At 49.0% G+C, this 20363-nt stretch carries 13 protein-coding genes; 5 read left to right on the plus strand and 8 right to left on the minus strand.

Annotated elements, in window-relative coordinates:
* Positions 1-2 precede the first annotated feature (2 nt).
* From ACTHMC_RS05110 to ACTHMC_RS05135, 6 genes are all read right to left on the minus strand, one after another.
* On the minus strand, positions 3-2303 hold the full coding sequence (locus ACTHMC_RS05110) for a Gldg family protein (RefSeq protein ID WP_440411424.1): 2301 nt from the start codon (positions 2301-2303) through the stop codon (positions 3-5).
* 8 nt (positions 2304-2311) lie between these two features.
* The gene (locus ACTHMC_RS05115; protein WP_440411425.1) at positions 2312-3244 is read right to left on the minus strand and encodes an ABC transporter ATP-binding protein; all 933 of its coding nucleotides are present in this window, start codon (positions 3242-3244) and stop codon (positions 2312-2314) included.
* A gap of 236 nt (positions 3245-3480) precedes the next feature.
* The gene (locus ACTHMC_RS05120; protein ID WP_440411426.1) at positions 3481-4863 is read right to left on the minus strand and encodes a RagB/SusD family nutrient uptake outer membrane protein; all 1383 of its coding nucleotides are present in this window, start codon (positions 4861-4863) and stop codon (positions 3481-3483) included.
* 21 nt (positions 4864-4884) lie between these two features.
* On the minus strand, positions 4885-8415 hold the full coding sequence (locus ACTHMC_RS05125) for a SusC/RagA family TonB-linked outer membrane protein (protein WP_440411428.1): 3531 nt from the start codon (positions 8413-8415) through the stop codon (positions 4885-4887).
* Positions 8416-8642: 227 nt separating this feature from the next.
* Positions 8643-9857 (minus strand): FecR family protein, encoded by a 1215-nt coding sequence (locus ACTHMC_RS05130; RefSeq protein ID WP_440411430.1) that lies wholly within the window; start codon positions 9855-9857, stop codon positions 8643-8645.
* 67 nt (positions 9858-9924) lie between these two features.
* Positions 9925-10509, minus strand: coding sequence for an RNA polymerase sigma factor (locus ACTHMC_RS05135; RefSeq protein ID WP_440411432.1), 585 nt, complete (start codon positions 10507-10509; stop codon positions 9925-9927).
* 122 nt (positions 10510-10631) lie between these two features.
* Here ACTHMC_RS05135 and ACTHMC_RS05140 point away from each other — a divergent pair, with 122 nt between their 5' ends.
* The 5 genes from ACTHMC_RS05140 (at position 10632) to ACTHMC_RS05160 (ending at position 15335) form a co-directional block, all read left to right on the plus strand.
* A complete protein-coding gene (locus ACTHMC_RS05140) occupies positions 10632-11861 on the plus strand; it encodes an MFS transporter (protein WP_440411433.1) in 1230 nt (409 codons plus the stop codon).
* A gap of 346 nt (positions 11862-12207) precedes the next feature.
* Positions 12208-13236 carry a methionine ABC transporter ATP-binding protein gene (locus ACTHMC_RS05145; protein ID WP_440411435.1) on the plus strand — a complete coding sequence of 343 codons (1029 nt, stop codon included), beginning with the start codon at positions 12208-12210 and terminating at the stop codon, positions 13234-13236.
* Positions 13229-13882, plus strand: coding sequence for a methionine ABC transporter permease MetI (gene metI / locus ACTHMC_RS05150; RefSeq protein ID WP_440411437.1), 654 nt, complete (start codon positions 13229-13231; stop codon positions 13880-13882). The genes ACTHMC_RS05145 and metI overlap by 8 nt, the downstream gene beginning before the upstream one ends.
* 11 nt (positions 13883-13893) lie before the next feature.
* Positions 13894-14694, plus strand: a complete 801-nt coding sequence (metQ, locus tag ACTHMC_RS05155) for a methionine ABC transporter substrate-binding lipoprotein MetQ (protein ID WP_440411439.1) — start codon at positions 13894-13896, stop codon at positions 14692-14694.
* 41 nt (positions 14695-14735) lie between these two features.
* Positions 14736-15335 carry a biliverdin-producing heme oxygenase gene (locus tag ACTHMC_RS05160; RefSeq protein WP_440411441.1) on the plus strand — a complete coding sequence of 200 codons (600 nt, stop codon included), beginning with the start codon at positions 14736-14738 and terminating at the stop codon, positions 15333-15335.
* Here ACTHMC_RS05160 and ACTHMC_RS05165 read toward each other — a convergent pair.
* Both ACTHMC_RS05165 and ACTHMC_RS05170 read right to left on the minus strand, forming a co-directional pair.
* Complete coding sequence (locus tag ACTHMC_RS05165) at positions 15314-15727, minus strand: response regulator (RefSeq protein ID WP_440411442.1); 414 nt, start codon at positions 15725-15727, stop codon at positions 15314-15316. The two genes, ACTHMC_RS05160 and ACTHMC_RS05165, sit on opposite strands and share 22 nt — an antisense overlap.
* A gap of 29 nt (positions 15728-15756) precedes the next feature.
* Positions 15757-20316, minus strand: a complete 4560-nt coding sequence (locus tag ACTHMC_RS05170) for a chemotaxis protein CheB (RefSeq protein WP_440411444.1) — start codon at positions 20314-20316, stop codon at positions 15757-15759.
* Positions 20317-20363 lie beyond the last annotated feature (47 nt).

Below are 20363 nucleotides of genomic sequence, written 5' to 3' on the forward strand. Positions count from 1 at the left end.
GCTTATTTTCGTTTACGTCTGATCAGCAGGATGGCTCCGCATGCCAGCAGAATACCCGGCGCGATCCATACGAACAGGAGCTTGAAAAATTTAGCCTGATCCTTGGTTACATTGAGTTTGTAGTCCTCCACAGGTGGCCTGGAGGTATCGATCGGAAATTCTCCGTAGCTCAGCCAGCTGAACAGCCCGGTATTGAAAACAAAGTTTGCGGAACGCAGGTTGAAGCGCTGCAGTTCTGCATTGCTCATGAAATCGGCATCAGCGCTGATGATGATCCTTTGCTCTTTGCCGTTGATGTTCCTGGTGAGACTGATAGCGGTAGGGAAAGATCCTCTCTTATCGCCTGCTGCTGAATCAAACAGTACTTCTGCCGAATCGCTGACCAGTTTTCCCTGCTTTAGCCAGGTGCCTTTGGGATCTGTAACCAGCAGCGGGCTCACTTTGAATGCACCGGAATCAGAATAGGAGAGCGAGGTAGTACCCGGCATGGTAGCACGTGCACTGTCGTGTGCCGCGTGTTCCAGGGGCTTGAAAAAGCTGGATACGGTCTGCGTGATGAAAGGTGTAACCAGTTCGGGTTGCATTTCTTTAGTAGGTTGTACAATCAAACCATCCATCATTTTTACACCCAGTGTGGCAAGTAAAGGATTGAGGATGGCCTGTTTACCGGGCTCTCCTGCAATGAGGATATTGCCGCCATTGCTGATGTATTCTTCCAGCTTGTTCATTTCAGCCGGTGTGAGCGCCACTTTGGGATCTGCCAGCACCAGCGCGGATATGTCAGAAGGGATTGCCTGACTGGCCAGGGAAAGCGTGTCCACATCAAAACCCTGGTTGATCAGTGAATTCCTGAATGTTTTCAGATTGGTGAGGGCCTTGTATTCCCTGTCGCCCACCTTGTTGATATCCCTTTGCAGGTTGCCGGTAAGGAAAACGATCTTTGGCATTTTTGCCTGCTGCAGTCTTTTAAAAGCGGCGGACACTTCGGGTTCATCCGGCCACTGGCGATTATCATTGTAGACCCGCAGGAATGTGCTTCGGCCCTTGTACTTCAATTGCATCACATAGCGGTTATATTCTGGACGGAGATCGATGATCTTGCGGATCTCGGCCGGTGATTTGAAGTCGGATAATTTCATATCCTTACTGTCGGCAATCCGCTTCGCTATCTCTTCCGCAGATTTACCTCCCATATAACGTACAAAGTTGGGATTATCCAGCACTGTATCGTAATACAGTACCGAGCTCAGTTTCATATTGTGTTTGAACCGCATATAGGGTTCCCATTTTCTCAGCGTGGAATTATAAGATTCGGGTGATCCTAAATTGTAATGATTTCCGAGCAGGTTGGTGTAAGCAATCACTTCCAGCTGATCATCTCCCAGCTCTTTTATGATGCGTTGTGCATTGGGCGTGAGTGTGCGTAGTTTCTGAGCGGTGGCATCATAATAGCCTACCAGGCTGGGAATGGAGCTGATATACCCGATGGTAAGTGTAACGGCCATAGCCAGAACATATCTTCCCCAGCGGACAAGGGCTGGTTTCGATTCCATATCCGATCTCATTTTGTAAATGCTCAGGCTAAGGAACAGGTACATGATCACCAGGAAATAGATCACATCTTTGGTGGTGATCAGTCCGAATGCCATATTGCTGGTGCGGCCCGATAAGGAAAGGAAATAAGTGAGATTCCTTACAAAGGGAATGCCCTGCCATAGTTCACCAACATAACTGAGCACACCAAACATTACGAATGTACAAATGGCCGCTACTATCTGGTAGTTGGTCAGGCTGCTCATGAAAAGACCGATAGCAGCATAGGCACATAACAGCAGCAGGAAGGCCAGCAGTGCGCTCACCAACATGCCTGTGTCAAGGTTCGGGATCTGAAATATTCCTGTCACTACAAAGATGCCCGCAAACAATACCAGCAGGAGGCTGTAGAATACCATACTCAGGAATTTACCGAGCACGATCTCTCTTACCTTGATAGGAGATGAATGTAATAGTTTTATTGTGCCGCTGCTGGTTTCCCGGCTGATCAGGCCCATGGTGAGCAGTGGCATATAGAGATAGATATTTTTCAGTACGCTGGCAAAGACCCCGCGGTTGCTGAGAAATATGAAATCGGTCATACTCATCCTCAGCAGATTCCCAGCCTCCTGGTCGCGGGCAATTATTTCAACCACACTGGTATAAGCAATGGAACATTGGATAAGGAAGATGATCATCAGGAACCAGGCGATGGGAGAGTAGAACAAGGTACGCAGTTCGGTACCTGCCACTCTTAATATTGTTTTCATGGAATACTTTATTGTTTAGTGGTTTGATTGGAAAGTTGTTTGAATATTTCATCGAGCGCACTTTTATCGAGACTGATCTCTTTCAGTCTCCACCCGCGTTGCACGCTGATATCAACGATGCGTTCTGAAATATCCTGGTCGCCGCTGAAATACACGCGGACCTGTCTTTCTGTAAGGTATTCCGCTTTGGTAACGCCTTCCACCTGTTCCAGTTCCGTGGCAGACGGAGGGTTGGAGAAATTGATAAGCATACTGTGCGGCTCCACGTAGTTGTTGAAAGCATCCATGGTGTCGGAGAATACGATCCTGCCGTTCTCGATCATTTTGATCTCTTTGCAGAGCACCTGTATTTCACTCAGGATATGTGAAGAGAAGATCACAGCGCGGTCCCTGGCGATCTCTTTGATGAGTGCGCGCACTTCAGTGATCTGGTTGGGATCCAGTCCGTTGGTGGGTTCATCCAGTACCACCAGTTTGGGCCGGTGTACAATGGCCTGTGCAATGCCTACCCGCTGACGGTAACCACCGGAGAGATTGCGGAGTAACCGGTTACTGAAATGCGCGATGCCGCATCGCTCTTTCACTTCTGCAATTGCCTTCTTTTTGGTATCCCTGGGCATATGACGGAGGCCTGCGCAATAGGTCAGGTACTCGTCTACGGTAAGATCCATGTAGAGCGGAGGATTCTGTGGCAGGAATCCGATCTCTTTCTTGGCAAGCTCCGGTTGTTCCTTCATGTTGTAGCCGTTAATGAATACATTCCCTTCTGTCTGGTTCAGTGCACCGCAAAGGATATTCATGGTAGTGGATTTTCCTGCTCCGTTTGAACCCAGCAATCCCACGATGCCGGTCTGGCTGATCTCCATGTCTATATCACGGATCGCCCAGTTGGTGCTGTACCGGTGGCTTAGCCCTTCGATCCTCACAATTGTTTTTTCCATTATCGATAGTTGTTGTTTTGTATAAGAATGTCCGGGATCCCGGCAGGAAACGGGGCCGGCTGGGATTTACCCGGACAAATTTTTGCAGGGAGTTGCCAGTCGCTCGCGTCCCCGCGAGTGACTCATATTGGTTCGCCTCTGGCGAACACCGTGTCGCCGGAGGCGACGGAATATCCGTCACTCGCGGGGGGGCGAGCGATGGCTCCCCGCGGGTGAATCAGTATATGCAGAGCTGGTTAGGGATTCTGTTGCATTTCAGGATTCTGCGCAATCAGCAGGTTGGCTAACGGAAACACATAGGCATCACTGTTAGGTTCCAGCGTGAAAGTGCCGCCATTGTAATTCCTCGTCTGTGTGGCGGCAAACTGAGGGTCTTTGTTCAGGCGGCGCTGATCGAACCAGCGCATGCCGTTGCCGAAGAATTCACGACGTCTTTCTTCGATCACCAGCTGCAGTGCATCCGCCGGCGTGGCAGCACTGAGGTCTGCATAATCAGCCGGCCTGAAGCGGAATTTGCGCAGCGTATTGAGCATGGTCACTGCCTCATCCTTGCTGCCTGCGCGGGCCAGGCATTCGGCTTTTATCAGCCAGGTGTCATTCACGGTAAGGCCTATTGCCGGTTTGTCGTTACCACCTGAATATCTTTCCCTGCTCCAGAAGCCAAAACCCGTGTAGCTGGGGAAGAAGTTGGTTCCCGGTTTTACAAAGAGCTCATACCTGAGGTCCTTTGTGCCGAGCAGTGTCAGCAGGGATGAGCTGAGTTGATACGTATTGTATAATTGCCTGGGCACTTTACGGAGGATCACCTGCTTGTCAAGGAACTGGGTAGGGAAGTTGAACGGGGTAGTGGCAACTGACAGATTATAATCATACAGCTCGCTGCGGATGGCCAGGGTACTATCTGCGAAAGCAGCTGCCTGGGTGAACTCACGCCTGTTCAGATGATACTTGCTGAGCAATGCGTATGCCGCGGCCTTACTGGGTTTGAAATTGATCTCCTGTGTGTTCGGGAGCAGGTTGATTGCCTGACGGATATCCAGCAGGATCTGATCATACACTGCCTGCACACTGGGCCTGGTGAGGTCCACAAAGAGCACTGGTTTCAACAGGATGGGAACACCCAGATCAGTGGAAGCCGTTGCTGCATCATACTGCTTGGAATACAGGTTCACCAGCATGAAGTAGTTGAAAGCCCTGTGAAGATGCGCTTCTCCCAGGATGGTGTTCTTGCGGATATCGTCTCCACCCTTGCTGTCCTTTACTCCATTGATCACTATATTGTGAACGTAGATGCCTGCATAAAGACTGTTCCAGTCGTTGTCTGTCTGCTGGTCAACATAAAAAGGCTTCTTCCAGGAATACATATTTGACTGGATCTGGTTGTTGCGCAGATTGTTCTGGATCTCCGGAGCAGTGAAATCAGCATCATCACAACTGAGGATGGGAGCAACGCCATACGCGATCTCCTGCTGATCCGTGTTGTTCATCAGCAACCTGTAATCTTCTGTATACACCAGCACACGCTGGCCCTGGATGGGAACTTCCTCAACGTATTTCCGGCAACCTGCCAGGGAACTTATAAGCAAAAGTGCTGCAAAACAATATTTATAGGAATGCATAATTTTTGAGTTGTTCGGTGATTAAAATGTCAGTGCCATTCTGAATGCAAAGGATGCCAGTGGCGGGATCTGGTAATTGTTGCCCGACGTGTAGGTGTAGTCCGGATCAACACCTTCCTTGTTGGCTGTCCAGAGCAGGCCCAGGTTACGGGCAACAGCTGATAACGTAAGGCTTTTGGCACCCACTTTTTCCAGCAGCTTTGAGGGTACACTGTAAGCCAGCATCACCTGTTGCAACCTGATATTGCTGCGGCTCCTGATGAGGTAGCTGCTCTCTATATAACGGCTGGTGCTGGTGAAGAAATTAGTGCCTGCACCAAATTCAAGTCCGGGTACATTGGTAAATGCTTCGTCGCCTGGCTTTCTCCAGCGGTCTGCCATATCACCGTTCCGTCCCACATAGGTATTGTTGGTGTAACCAACAGATGCGATGCTGGGTTTGCGGAACACACCACCGAATGCATACAGTACCTGCGCACTCAGCTCAAGCCCTTTGTACTGTACACTGTTGCTGAATGTGCCGAACCAGGGGGAGGTACTGCGACCGGAATACACACGGATATTTTCGAAAGGGAATTCGTTGATGTTATAGATCTTACCTTTTGTTCTCGGGTCTTCGATGAGCGACTGACCTGTATTGTCGAGCCCCGCCCATAAGAAGGAGAATACATAATCGGAAGGATAGCCGTCATACAGGTTCTCGGGAGAGAAACTGGTGGTGGCCTTGTTGAACCTGGCGTCCTTTACGGTATTGGTGTTGAAGGAGAGGTTCACGGTAGTGGTCCACCTGAGATTTTTGGTTTGAACAGGAACAACATTCAGGTTGATATCGAACCCTTTTCCATCCAGGTTGGCCGTGTTGAAAAGTGTACTGCCGAAACCATAGGTTCCGTTGATAGGAAGTGACCAGATGATATCGGTGGTTTTCTTCCTGTAATACTCAACGCTGCCGAATACCCTGTTTTTGAAAACAGAGAAATCGATACCGTAGTTGATCATGCGGGTCTTTTCCCAGGCCAGGTTGTCGATAGCCGGATTGGCAATCATAGCATAAGGATAGTTGGTGTAAAAATTGGATCCCAGCAGGCTGATGGTGGTAACCGGTGCATAACCCTGGGGAGCATTCCCACTGAAGCCATAGGTTAACCGGGCAGAGAGACGCTCCAGCCAGTTCACTTTGCTGAGGAATTGCTCATTGCCGATATCCCATTTGATACCTGCAGACCATAATGGGATGGCACGTTTGCGGCGCTCTACACCCAGCAGGTTGTAGTCGTCGAAGCGTGCGCTTCCTGAAACTGTGTACTTATTATCGAACGTGTAGGAACCGTTCGCATAGTGAGATAAGGACCTGGTGGTTGCTTCGGATACAATTTTGGAAGTGGCCCCGATGGTCTGGTTGGTGCCATATATGTCCCTGTAAAGAACAGAAGGATTTACTGACCTGAAAGTATTGATCGATTTGTCGTATCCGTAACGGAGCTCACCGCTGGATTTGGTGTAGTTCTCCCGGATCTCTGTACCAATCACGGCATTTACCTGGTGCCTGCCTTCCCAGTTCTTGTTTACGTTCAGTTGCCCGCGCAGGTTGTAAGCACGACCCAGCGAATTGTCCATATTCAGTCTTCCGCCTAACGGAACACCATATACCAGCACGCCATTTCCGCCTACACTGGTGCCTTTGTTCACCAGCATCCTGGCTTCATAGCTTTCAGGTTCCCAGTATTCTTCCCTGTCGGAGAAGGTGCGGCCTACATTTCCTGAAACGATGGCGTTCAGCCAGCCAGTGATCTTGCCGTTAATGGACGCATTGAAAATGATATTGTTATTGTTCGTATAGGTATTGGCGTAATTGAGCTCGTCCAGTGGCGAGTAACGGAAGGGAAGGTATCCCTTGCTCTCGAAACTGCGGCCCATGGCAGGTGTGGTGAGCACATCGTAATAAACAGGATTGCCATTGGCGTCTACCAGCGCATCATAAGGACGCATGCCACCGGGGAAGATACTCATGGCGCGTACGGCTGCCCCGTTGATCCTGTCCCTGGTATTGCCGATAGAGAGATCGGTGGTAACGGTCACACGGCCGTCCAGCATGGTGGAAGTTCCACCGGCCCTGAGTGTATATCCCTTGTTCACATTGCTTTTGTAAATGCGTTCATCCTGGTAGAAATAACCGGAAACAAAATAAGAACTGAAGATGCCTCCACCAGATAACGACAGGTTGTACTGTTGTGTGGTAGGGCGTTGCAGCATATACTTAGCCAGATCGCCGCTATTGTCTATTGCACCGAGTGCCGCCAGTTCCTGGTTCATCTGCGCTTCAGTGATCTCTCCGCGTTTGTTGCGCCAGATGATGGCCTGTGCCTGGCTGTTGTTCTCAGGAACGAAGCCGGTAGTGGTAAGGGTAGGATCGAGCAGCCTGTTCTTCTCGATCAGTTCTTTTTCCATGGCTATATACTCGGGCATGGACATCATCCTTCCGAATTTGGTGGATGGTTTGGCGCTGGTGCCGAGTGTGGTGGAGAAACTGATACTGGGCCTTGCATTGCGTGAACCTTTTTTGGTGACCACCACCACCACGCCATTGGCAGCCTGGATACCCCAGATGGAAGCGGCGGCAGCGTCTTTCAGAAAGGTGATCTGCTCTATGTCTTCCGGGTTCAGCAGGTCGAGCGCACCATTGGTGATGGATTGCTGTGATGGAAATCCATCTATTACGAGAAGCGGGTCTGTACTTACCCTTGTGTACTGGCTTTTGATAGTGGAGAGACCGCGGATCTGCATCGTTCCGTTACGGCTCTTACCGGCAGTTGTTTTTGTTGAAATGTCCACGCCGGGAACCAGTCCCTGTAAGCGTTCCAGCACACTTACCACAGGGATCTGCGATAATTGCTTGCCGGTTACAATGCTGAATGAACCGGTGGCTCTTTCGCGGGGGATGGACTGGTAACCGGTATTGGGAGATACTTCCACTTCTCCCAGGTCTTTCACTTCAGGGGTAAGTGCAATGATCACGCTGTTCTTTCCATTCAGTTTAAGCTCCTTTGGCTGATAGGAAATACTGCTGATGGTCAGCACACCGTTGGAGGGTACGTTCTGCAGGGTGAATACGCCTTGCTGATCTGTAACGGTCATCAGTTTGGTATTGCGTACAGAAACAGTGGCGCCCTGCAATGGCTGACCTGCTGCGTCCTGCACGGTGCCGCGCAGCACTGGGATAATGGTGGTATCTCCGAATAAGGTGATCCGGTTGGGGTAATTTTTCCGAGAAAGGAAAATGGTTTTGCTGTCGATGGAAAAGTTCAGTGGCTGGCTGCGGAACACTTCCGTGAGGAAGTCCGCCAGTGGCGCATTCTGTGCATCTACGGTTACAGGAACAGAATGATCAAAAAGGCCTTCGCTGCCGAATACCACAAACCCGGTTTGTTTGTAGATATGATCGAATACTTTTTTCAATGGGATGTTCCTGCCTTGCAGTGTAACGGTCTGTGAAGCTGTTTTTGCAGAAACATGCATCATCAGGGCGAAAAGGAAAAAAGAAGTCATTCTCATAATTCGCAAAATTTTCGGGGGCAGGGGCACAAGGATCCCCCATCGTTCGATCAGAGCGATTTTTTGCATAGCTTTGTCGCAGTTTTGGTTGATATAAATTTTGTTACAACGGAATTAAAGATTAGCCAGACTATCCCCGGAAGCAATCCTACCTGCTTCCGGTTTCTTTTCCTGGTCAGATCTTACAGAGTTCTCTTCTATACGCTTTGGTTTATGTCAGTATTTTGTTATGGCATTACTACCAGTTGTCTTTCATTTTCAATCACCATATGCACGCCTGATCCTTCAAATCCTTTGATCAGTCCGGCCAGGCTGATATCCCTGCTGATCTTTCCATAGAACTTTCCTTCAGGCGCTTTACCCCTGTAAACGATCTCCACATCATACCAGCGTGCGATCTGTTTCATCACCTGCTTCAGTTCCATGCCTTCGAAATTGAAAAGCCCGTTCTTCCAGGCAATCACTTTATCTATGTCCGGTTCAGTGATGCTCATGCCTTTTTCGGTTATCTGCAATTGCTGGCCGGGTGTGAGGAGCTGTTGTATGGTCTCGCCTGTTCTGCCTGCATTACTGGCTGACACCTTCACCGATCCTTCCAGCAGGGTAGTACTGATGGCTTCTTCGTTCTCATACGCATTCACATTGAACTGAGTGCCCAGCACTTCCACTTCTGCTTTATTATAAACTCTTACCCTGAAGGGCATCTTCCTGTTCTTCACCACATCAAAGAAGGCCTCTCCCGTGATCTCTACCTGGCGCTGGTTTCCCGTGAATGTTACCGGATAGCGGATAGAACTTCCTGAATTGATCCAGGCCTTTGAGCCATCTGGTAAACTGAGCTGGAACACCCTGCCATTGGGTACTGAAATAGTATTGTACACCATTTCTCCAACTGGCTCTTTACCGGGGGCATAGACCAGTTCTCCGTTCTGCAGTATGGCATTCATACCGCTTTGTGTAGCCACCAGGCCATTCTTCAGACTGTCCAGCGATACCTGGCTGCCATTGGCCAGGATCAGCACAGCGCCTTTTTTTCCCGGTTCTATGTCCAGTGGTTTGATGGCAGCGGTCTGTTCCGGCTGCTGCGGCTTTTCTGTTACCAGGAAGTAAGATCCTGCAGCAATAATGATCAGTGCAGCCGCAGCTGCCGCCCATCTCCAGATGGGTATCCGGCGTGCAGGTTGCTCAATGTCCGCCGGGTCGATGGTATCCTGTTTTTCCAGGAAGCGTTGCAGGGCTTGTTCTTCATTGAATCTGGAAAGGGCCGCTGCATTGTTGAGCAGGAGGCTGGGATCATTGAGCTCCGACAGTAACTGCAAATGATCTTCCCGGCCGGCTGCCCAGCTGTTGAGTTCGTTCAATTCTTGTTCGGAAAGGTTTTGGTACAGCTGTTTCTCCAACAGGGCTGCGATCCTTAAAGGATCAGGTGATGATGCATTCATATGGAAATGCGCTTTTGATTAATACGCAGCGATGGACGCATCGTACCAATCATTTGTAAAATAAATTTCAGAACCGGGCGATAAGGAGGAATAAGGCAAAGGATTCAGGCGGCAGGCGAAGTTTCAGGAGGTTGATGCCCCTGGATTTCTGGTTCTTGACAGTTTGAATGGAAAGGCCGAGCGAGCTGGCGATCTCTTCATTCGATCTTCCCTCAATATAACCCATCCGAACAATTTTTCCGCATTGTTCAGGCAGCTGATCGATGGCGCGGTACACGCTCCGGTACAGTTCCATCCGGATCAGATCGAGGTCCGATGCCGATTCCCACTGGTGCTGGGACTGCTGGAACTGAGCCTGCCGCTCCAGGCTATGCTCCGTTCTGCGGAGATGGTCGAAACAGGCATTGCGGGTTGATTTGTACAGAAAGTTCTTCAGATGGAGCAGGTCATCGAACAGTTGCTGCTTCTGCCAGACCTTCAGGAATACATCTTCCACGATGTCTTCCACATGGCTGCGGCTCCCGGTGAGCTTTTCCGCAAAAGCGCAAAGGGCTGCATAATATTCCCGGAATATAAAAGAGAATGCGTCCTTTTCTCCTTTGTAAAGCTGCAGCAGCAGTTCGCGGTCGTTATATGGTTGGGTAACAGTCAACAGTGTTACAAATATGTTATGAGCGCAATACTACCGAAAAAAATCTGCGAAAGTTTGAATTTTATAATTATCCGATTGAATTTGATAAGCAGGAAACCATCACCTTGTGCGAGCTTTGTATCATGAATTCGTCAACTCAGATGGCCCCTCAACAATGGGCCAGGACCATAAAACCACAAAACCTGCATATTGCTAATTTTCTGGCATTTGCATTATTGCCGCTCTCAGGTTTCGGCACCGATATCTACCTGCCTTCCTTGCCAGGAATGGCAGTGGACCTGCAGGTAAGCGCTGTACAGGTTCAGTTCACCATCACCATATTCCTGATCAGTTATGGCATCAGCCAGTTGTTCATCGGAAGTATCCTGGATAGTTATGGCCGTTATATGAGTGGCCTCGGTGCACTGGTGGTCTTCACCATGTCCAGCATTGCAGTGGCTCTTACCAGCAGCATCGAAATGATCTATGCCATGCGCGTGGTACAGGGCGTTACTGTTGGATTTGCAGTGGCAGGTAAGCGCGCTTTCTTCGTGGACCTCTATACCGGCACAAAGCTGAAACATTACCTGGGTATGTTTTCCATCATCTGGTCAACAGGTCCTATCATTGCGCCCTTTGTGGGAGGCTACCTGCAGACACTCTACGGATGGAGAGCTAATTTCTGGTTCCTCGCTATCCTTGGCGGTGTGCTGGCGATCGCAGAATTTATTTTCAGCGGCGAAACATTGCCGAAGAAAACTCCCTTTCAGATCAGGAGAGTACTGGGTATTTATAAAGAGATATTGTCGCATCTGCCCTTTGTGCTGGGTGTTGTGTTGCTCGGGCTTTCCTATGCCATGGTGATGGTCTGTAACATGACTGCCCCATTTGTGATCGAACATCATTTTGCATTTGATGCGGTAACTACCGGATACTGTTCGCTGATCCTGGGATTTGCCTGGATGGTGGGCGGTTTCATCAGCAAAGCTGTGGTGGAACATGCTTTCTTCCGCAAGCTGTTCGTGAACATCGCATTGCAGAGCCTGATCATCATCGCGATGATCATCACCCTGCATTTCTTCGAGAATATTTATGTGATGGTGGCCTTTGCCTTTCTGGTGCATGCCGGGGCTGGCTTCACTTTCAATAATTACATGACCTTCAGTATGACGCGCTTCCCGAAGAATGCAGGCGTAGCCAGCGGGCTCACCGGAGGTTTCACCTTCCTGCTGGTATCGGCATTCAGTTATGGTATCATCAATGTGCTGCCTGCAAAAGACGGCCTGCATCTCGGATGGAGTTATGCCCTGCTCAGTTTGCTGGTGATTATTGTGGTACTGCTGGCAAAGAAACATACAAATGAAACGAACTAAATTTTAATTAGTGTGTGCCCGGTAGCTCTCGTCCCCGCTGGTTATTTCTATTCCGTTGCTTCCCGGCGACAAAGTATTCGCCAGAGGCGAACGACCGGGCAAACCCTGAGTAATTTGGATAATAATCAATAATACTCTACTTTTGCGGTAGACTAATAAGAAATGCTTTGATTTTCAACCTGTACAATAATAACAAGTCTTATGCGGCCGCATCGATGCGTGTTTGCTGTTGCATGCGCACATCCGTTATCGCTACAGGTATTTGAAAGGAGATCCATTTATCAAAATGATACAGTCCCCGGATCGATACCCGGGGATTTTTTCTTTTAGAGCAGAACAGGAAACAATGATCGAGATAAAACAGCTTTCAAAAACATTCCGGCAAAACCATGCCGCTTTCAGGGCGCTCGACAATATCAATCTGGAGATCGCAGAAGGCGAGATCGTGGGCATCATCGGCAGTTCTGGTGCAGGGAAAAGTACCCTGATCCGTTGTGTGAACCTCCTGGAAAAACCGGATGAAGGCAGTATACTCATCAGGGGCACAGATCTTACCACACTCAATGATAAACAGCTGGCGGAAAAACGTAAAAAGATCGGTATGATCTTCCAGCATTTCAACCTTCTTTCTTCAGCCACTGTATTTGAAAATGTGGCCCTTCCATTGAAACTGGATCATGTAAGCCCTTCTCTGATTGAGAAGAAAGTAACGGAGCTCTTACAGATTGTGGGGCTTGAAGACAAAGCGGGGGAGTATCCGAAAAGCTTGTCGGGCGGACAAAAGCAGCGTGTAGCCATAGCGCGGGCACTTGCCAATGATCCCTGGTTATTGCTTTGCGACGAAGCCACCAGTGCCCTGGATCCTGCCACCACTCAATCCATTCTGCAATTATTAAGAGATATCAACCAGCGATTGAAACTCACCATCCTGCTCATCACGCATGAAATGGATGTAGTGAAATCCATTTGTCAGCATGTGGCCGTGATCGATCAAGGCAAACTGGTAGCCAAAGGCACACTGGCAGAATTGCTCAGTAATAATGAACATCCAATCATCCAACAATTTATAAACAGGGAAGTCATGACACTACCACAGGAGTTGTATGCGAACCTCAGGCAGGTGCAGGAAGAGGGGCTTTCTCCCCTCATAGAACTGGAACTGACAGGTAATATTTCTTTCGATGAGCTGATCGATACGGTGTACAACCATTACAGGATCCCTTACAAACTGATCAGGGCGGATATTGAATATTTCGGCAAGGCCAGTTTCGGAAAACTGCTGCTGCATCTGAAAGGATCGGTGGTTGACAATAATAAAGTGCTGCAGTTTTTTCAGCAGCGTAAAATCAAAAATGCGATAAAAGGATATGCATGATACTACTGTTTCTTTATTGCTGAAAGGCCTCTGGGAAACTGTCTTCATGACCTTCACCTCAGGGTTCTTCGGCTTTTTCCTCGGATTGCCTGCAGGCATCCTGCTCTTTCTGACGCGCAAGGGGCAGTTGCTTGAAAACGGTTTGTACCATCGTGTGCTTTCGGCACTGGTCAATGTATTCCGGTCAATTCCATTCATCATCCTGATCGTATGGATGATCCCCTTTACGCGCAGCATCGTAGGAACCAGTATTGGAGTGAGTGCAGCCCTGGTGCCGCTCAGTATCGGCGCAGCGCCCTTCATTGCGCGCCTGGTGGAGAATAGTTTGCTGGAAGTACCGCATGGCCTGATTGAGATGGCCAGGTCCATGGGAGCGAGTCCCTTTCAGATCGTTACCAGGGTATTGCTGCCTGAGGCGTTGCCTTCACTGATCAATAATGCCACTATCACATTGATCACACTGGTAGGTTATTCGGCGATGGGTGGCGCCGTGGGGGCAGGTGGGCTGGGGCAGATAGGGTATCAGTATGGGTATATCGGCTATGATACTTTTATCATGAATGCTGTTTTGCTGCTGCTGGTGGGCCTGGTATTCAGCATCCAGTTTGCAGGCGATAAATTATCAAAAAAATTCAATCACAGATAAGTCAGCACAACATGAGAACAATAGCATACATTATTTCAATAGCCTTGCTTTCTTCCTGCGGGGGATCAGCCGTTAAGAGCGATCCCAATCATATCAAAGTAGGCATCACTTCCGGCCCGGAAAGGGAAATTGCGGAAGCGGCTAAAAAGGAAGCCAAAGAAAAATACAATCTCGATGTAGAGCTGGTAGCATTCAATGATTATGTAGTGCCGAATGAAGCGCTCAACCAGGGAGACATTGATGTGAATGCTTTTCAGCATGTTCCTTACCTGGAGGCGCAGTCTTCTCAACGCGGTTATAAACTGGCAGTAGTAGGTAAGACCTTTGTGTATCCTATTGTTGCGTATTCCAAAAAGATCAGGAGCATCGCAGAATTGCAGGATGGCAGCACAGTAGCTATCCCCAATGACCCCACCAATGGCGGCCGTGCACTTTTATTGTTTCAGAAGCATGGCCTGCTGAAGCTTCGAGATGGGGTAGGGCTGCTGCCTAAAGTAACGGATATCACAGATAACCCGAAGCAGCTGAAACTGGTGGAGATCGAAGCGCCACAACTGCCACGTGTATTGGATGATAAGGAAGTGGTGATTGCTGTAGTCAACAACAATTTTGCAGCACAGGCGGGGCTCGATCCCGATCAGCTGGGTATCCTCAAAGAAGAAAAAGAATCTCCTTATGTGAATGTGATCGCCAGTCGTGATAATAATAAAGAAGAAGAGAAAGTAAAGAATTTTGTAAAAGCATACCAGTCGGAAGCAGTGGTGCAGGCTGCAGCGAAGATCTTCAAAGGTGGTGCGATCAAAGGTTGGTAGTATTTTTATCCCTACTTTTGAAACTTATTCCTATAAGTTTTATGATGAATACCAATCAGTCGTCAACTCCTGCATCCATTATCAAAGCTGCTACCTCAGCTGCTCACCTCAGTACGGAGAAACTACTGGTGAAGTATGTGAAACAGGTGCAGGGGAACAGGGATTATGCCGCTATCCTGGCCTGTATGCACGGCTATTTTGCTCCGCTGGAACGCAGGCTGGATACGAAGATGACGACCTTATTCCCGGATCATGGCCAACGGAGGAAAGCGGGCAATATGGAAAAAGACCTGGCTGTTTTACTGGAAGATGTAAAAAGAACAGAGGCGGTGGATCTTCCTGATACCGGGAGTGATGCTGCCGCGCTGGGCTGCTTCTATGTGATGGAAGGATCCACGCTCGGTGGTACGGTGATCACCAAAGTGATCAAAGATAAAAATCCCGGTATCCCTGATCATGCATTCTCTTTTTTCTCAGGCTATGGAGATGCCAATATGGATATGTGGAAGGCCTTCGTGGCCCGCTTCAATGAATTGCTGGTAACGGATGAACAGATAGCCACGGCAACAGCCGCTGCTAATGACTGCTTCGCAAAACTGGAAGAATGGATCCGCGGGTATTACAATGAAGTGCGCGAATAACTCAGCACCTGTTTCATCGTCTGCGTAAGATTTTCATAACTCATAGGCTTGGTGATGCACGCACATCCGAAGTTGCGGAAGAATTCCGTATCCGCATGATTGGAATAGGTAGTGAAGATCACTACAGGCACATCCGCGCATTTGTTGCGCCCCCTGATAGCTTCCAGCGTTTGTTTTCCGTTCATTCTCGGCATATTCATATCCAGTATAATGAGATTGGGAAACCGTTCATTGTTTTCTTCAATCTCACTGAGCATGGAGAGTCCTTCCTCTCCGCCCTGCGCCTTCAGCACTTCAGCATTGGGATGGAGTGAATTGATGGATTCACCGAAGATGAGCAGATCATCCGGATCATCATCGATGTACAATATCGTTAAATTGTCTGCTGACATAATTCCTGCTTCTTCATTTACAATAGGGGCTACGCTTCTGTTGATTCCAGACTCAGCTGCGGCTGCAATTCCGGTAATACGATCACAAACTCGGCGCCCGAACCGGGTTTGCTGTTTGCAAAGATAAGCCCGTGATGCCGGTCTACAATTCTTTTTGCAATGGCCAGCCCGATCCCGGTCCCTTCAAATTGTTCCTTGCTGTTCAGCCGGTGGAAAAGTGAGAAGATCTTCACCGCATACTGCTGGTCAAAGCCCACACCCTCATCTTTTATTGAAATTTCAAAAAGCTTGCCGGGATTTTCTTTCAATGCCGGATAATTGCTTTTTTCCACTTCCCTGCATTTTATGGAGATCTTCGGTGATTCGTCCTGTTTATGGAATTTGATACCGTTGGAAATCAGATTCTGGAATAATTGACGCATTTGTCCGGGTACTGCCTCTATCATGGGCAGTTTTTCACAGTCGATCACCGCTTTTTTCTCTTCTATCACCAGTTCCAGGTCCAGCAGCAGATCCTGTACGATCCGGTTGCAATCCACTTTTTCATATAAATTATCACTGCCCAGTCTTGAGTACGACAATACATCATTCACCAGGTTATTAGCTCTTGAACTGGCCTTGGTGATGCGTTCGATATACATCGAAAGTTTGCCACTGGTTTCATCAGGGAACTGTTCCTTGATGAGACCGCTGAAGAAATGGATCTTCCGCAATGGTTCCTTCAGGTCATGCGATGCCACTGATGCAAATTGCAGCAGGTCTGCATTACTTTCTTCCAGTCTTCTATTGAGATGTTTCAGTTCACTGGTCCTTTCCGCCACTTTACCTTCCAGCACGCGTTCCGCTGTTTTCTGATCATCGATGTCCGTACAGGTGCCGAACCATTTGTAGATATTCCCATTTTCATCACGCATGGCGGAGGCACGTGCCAGGAACCAACGGTATACGCCATCACGCCTGCGCAAACGGTATTCTGTTTCGTAAAGCTCTCCGGTTTTAAGACATTGCTGCCAGAGTTTCCAGCTGCGGTCCCAGTCATCCGGGTGCACTACCGGTTTCCACTGATCTCCTTTGGATACGTCATTGCTTAAGCCGGTGTAGGCGCTCCATTGCTGGTTATAGAAATCGATATATCCATCAGGCAGGGAGCTCCACACAATCTGGGGAATGAAATCAGTTACAAACCTGAACTGGCGAAGGATGGTTTCCAGTTCGGTGTTCTTCTGCTGCAATTGCTGCTGGCTTTGCTCCAGTTTGGTAACATCCATCATGGCGCCGATCATCCGGTAGGGAACTCCCTGGTCATCTTTCAGCAGTGTGCCACGGTCAAGCACATACGCATATTCGCCATTTTGCTTCCGGTAGCGGTAAGATATTTTGAATTCATCCGAACTGCCCTGCAATGCAGCATGAAGTGCTTCTTCCACCTGTGGCCGGTCGTCCGGATGGATATGCTGTAACCTGAAAGAATGTGTTTTGATGGATTCATCCGCTGCAGGGAAGCCGAAGAGCTCATAGTAGCTATCGCTCCACCAGAGACTGTTCCCTGCAAAATGCCAGTCCCAGATCACATCATTGGTGAGAGAGGCGATGAGCCTGAAGCGTTCTTCACTGATTTCCAGGTCGTAGGTCCTTTCCTTCACCTTTCTTTCCAGCTTGCTGTTGAGCTCACGCAGGGTTTCCTTGGTAACCAGCAATTCGTTGTAATTACGGCGCAGCTTGTCTTCCGCATCCCGCCGTTGGGTGATATCTGACAATACCAGTACAAAGCCATCCTGCATTTTGCTCACGCCTGCCTGGTACCAGTATTTATTGTTATCGATGGTGAAATTGAACTCCAGCGATGCCTGCTTCCCGTTATTCACCGCTTCTACATAACGTTTGAAGAGGGCGGGGGTAGACAGTTGCGGAAAATGCTCTTTGAGCAGGAGTGGTGCCTGCCCATTGTTCTTGCCGAACAGATGCCCTGCATTGAAGTTGGCCACCTTGCACAGGAAATCGGTGATCAGCCCGTCCCGGTTGCGTACACTCTCAAATACCAGGATAGGATTGCTGCTGGCGTCGAACACGCTTTTGATCAGGCTGTTCAGATTCTTGGTGGCGCTAACGTCCACCATGGTGATCACCAGACCGTCACGCTCTTTCTGCTGACGCAGGTAGGGCATGATGCGGATGAGATAGATGGAGCCATTGTGCAATTCTATCTCCTTTTCAATTACCTGTCCTGATTTGTTGGCCAGCCTGATATCTTCAAAGAAAGTGCTGGTGCGGATATGGTGGGTGATATGTTCGATAGGTCTGCCGATATCATTCTCGATGATATTGATCACGGCAGAGGCTGCATTGTTGAATCTGCGGATCCTGCCCTGATTATCCAGGAATATCTGGCCGATCATGGAGGATTGCAGGTAATTGGAAATATCGTCGTTCAGCTCTACCAGTTCCTTGATGCGGAGCTGGTGCTCTGTATTGAGGGTATGTAATTCCTCGTTGAGTGATTGCAATTCTTCATTGGAGCTCTGTAATTCTTCATTGGCAGATTGTAACTCTTCGTTGGAACTCTGCAGTTCTTCATTGGCTGTTTCCAGTCCTTCCACCGCCATCTGCAGGTTAGTGCGCGTTTCTCTCAGCTCTTCCTCCAGCTGCCGTACATAATGGTCTTTCTGCAGCAGGCTCACATCGTGCACATAGGCTGGCGACTTCGCTTCGTCTATGATAGCATCGGCAAATACGAGCAATGTATACATACCACCGGATGTGAGTCCGGGCGGATAGATGAAAATATCGATGAGCCGCTGCACTTCATCGAAACGCACTTTCACGTTCCGTATGGATTGCTCGCTGTTTTCTTTCTGGCTTTTGCGGAGTGCTGTGCTGAGCAGGGCGGAAAGCTCTGCAGGCGCCATTTTAAGCACGTTGAGTGAACTGAGCTTGTCTGGCAGTGTCAGGTACTTCCTGAAATTGCCGATGCCTTCCTTGATCTCGTAGTTTTCGTTTACGTAGATGCCTGCGTATCCCAGTTTGTCCACCAGCGCTTTCCGGAAATCATCCCAGAGATGCACATCCGTCTTGGTTCTGGCGGCTGTATAAGCCGGCATGGTAGTGCTTCGCATCTTTCCGGTGGTGGTGATGCGCCTGCTGATGGAATGGCCTTCACCATTCCTTTTGTAGATCTTCCATTTGCTGTCCACTTCGGAGAAGCCGCGGCGCAGCAGGGATGGATTCTCGCTGGTGCCGAGAAAAAGATACCCCCCGGGGTTAAGCGAAAAATTAAGCGTGGCCAGTACATTTTCCTGCAGAGGCAATGTAAGATAGATGAGCAGGTTGCGGCAGCTGACCAGGTCATTCTTGATAAATGGAGGATCTTTAAGAATATCGTGGGCAGCAAATACAATTTGCTTGCGGATGCGCGGGATCACCGTAAGTCCTTCTTCCCCTTCAATGAAATATTCCTCTACTACTTTTCTCTCAGTGCCCAGCAACTGGTTGCGCTGGTATCTTCCCCGGGCAGCAAATTCAACGGAGGATTTATCGATATCACTGGCGAATATTTTTACCTCCAGTGTTTTATTGAGTTGCTGTAATGCTTTGTCTATAAGGAATGCAATGGTGTATGCTTCCTGACCGGTGCTGCAGGCAGTGACCCATACTTTGAGCGAATCGTGATTTTCTTTGGATTCCACAATACGCAGGATGGCTTCTTCATACAGGCAGGCAAATGCATCTTTATCCCTGAAAAAATTGGTAACACCGATAAAGAATTCCTTGGCCAGTAATGGTGGTTCCTCGTCCTGTGAACGGACGAATCTTTCATAGGCTTCCACTTCTTCCAGCTTCACCAGCTGCATCCGCCGTGCAATGCGGCGGAGTACGGTTGGCTGTTTGTATTGTGAGAAATCATAACCTGTTTTCTTGAAAACATGGCTGAGGATATTCTGAATGGCTTCCTGGTGTTTATGGAAAGGAGGTGTTCGTTGTGGCAGAATGCCATCGATATAATTGCCGATCTGGTCCGGTATATCAGCCGGGCTCAGCACCAGGTCTGCATATCCCGATGCAATGGCATTGCGTGGCATGCCATCGAACTTGGCGGATTCAGGGTCCTGCACAATCACAAAACCGTCCTGGCTTTTGATGGTTTCGATACCACGGGTGCCATCTGTGCCGGTGCCGCTCAGCAGTACTGCAATAGCAAAATGACGCTGGTCATTGGCCAGCGACTGCAGGAATGTATCGATAGCTGTGTTAGGACCTTTTTCAAATTCCTTTCCGGCCAGGATCAGTTGTCCTTCCCGGATGGTGAGCTCCTTGTTGTTGGGGATCACATACACTTTGCCAGGCTCCACCTGTTGCCGGTGCTGCGCTTCTTCCACGGGAAGATGGGTATGCTTGCCCAGCAGTTCCACCAGCAGGCTTTTGTAATCGCTGCTCAGGTGCTGCACTACAATGAAGGCGATATTCTTGCCATCGGAAATATTGTCGAACAGCTCGTTGATGGCTTCCAGTCCGCCCGCAGACGCACCGATACATACCACATAGGTATCATCGGTTACCGGAAGCTCATGGTTATTTTTAGCGGATAGATACATGTGTTGATTTTCGGTTCATCCTCAGGATTGACGGTTGAGCGTATGCT

The organism is Pseudobacter sp. (assembly GCF_051955275.1).
Lineage (GTDB): Bacteria > Bacteroidota > Bacteroidia > Chitinophagales > Chitinophagaceae > Pseudobacter.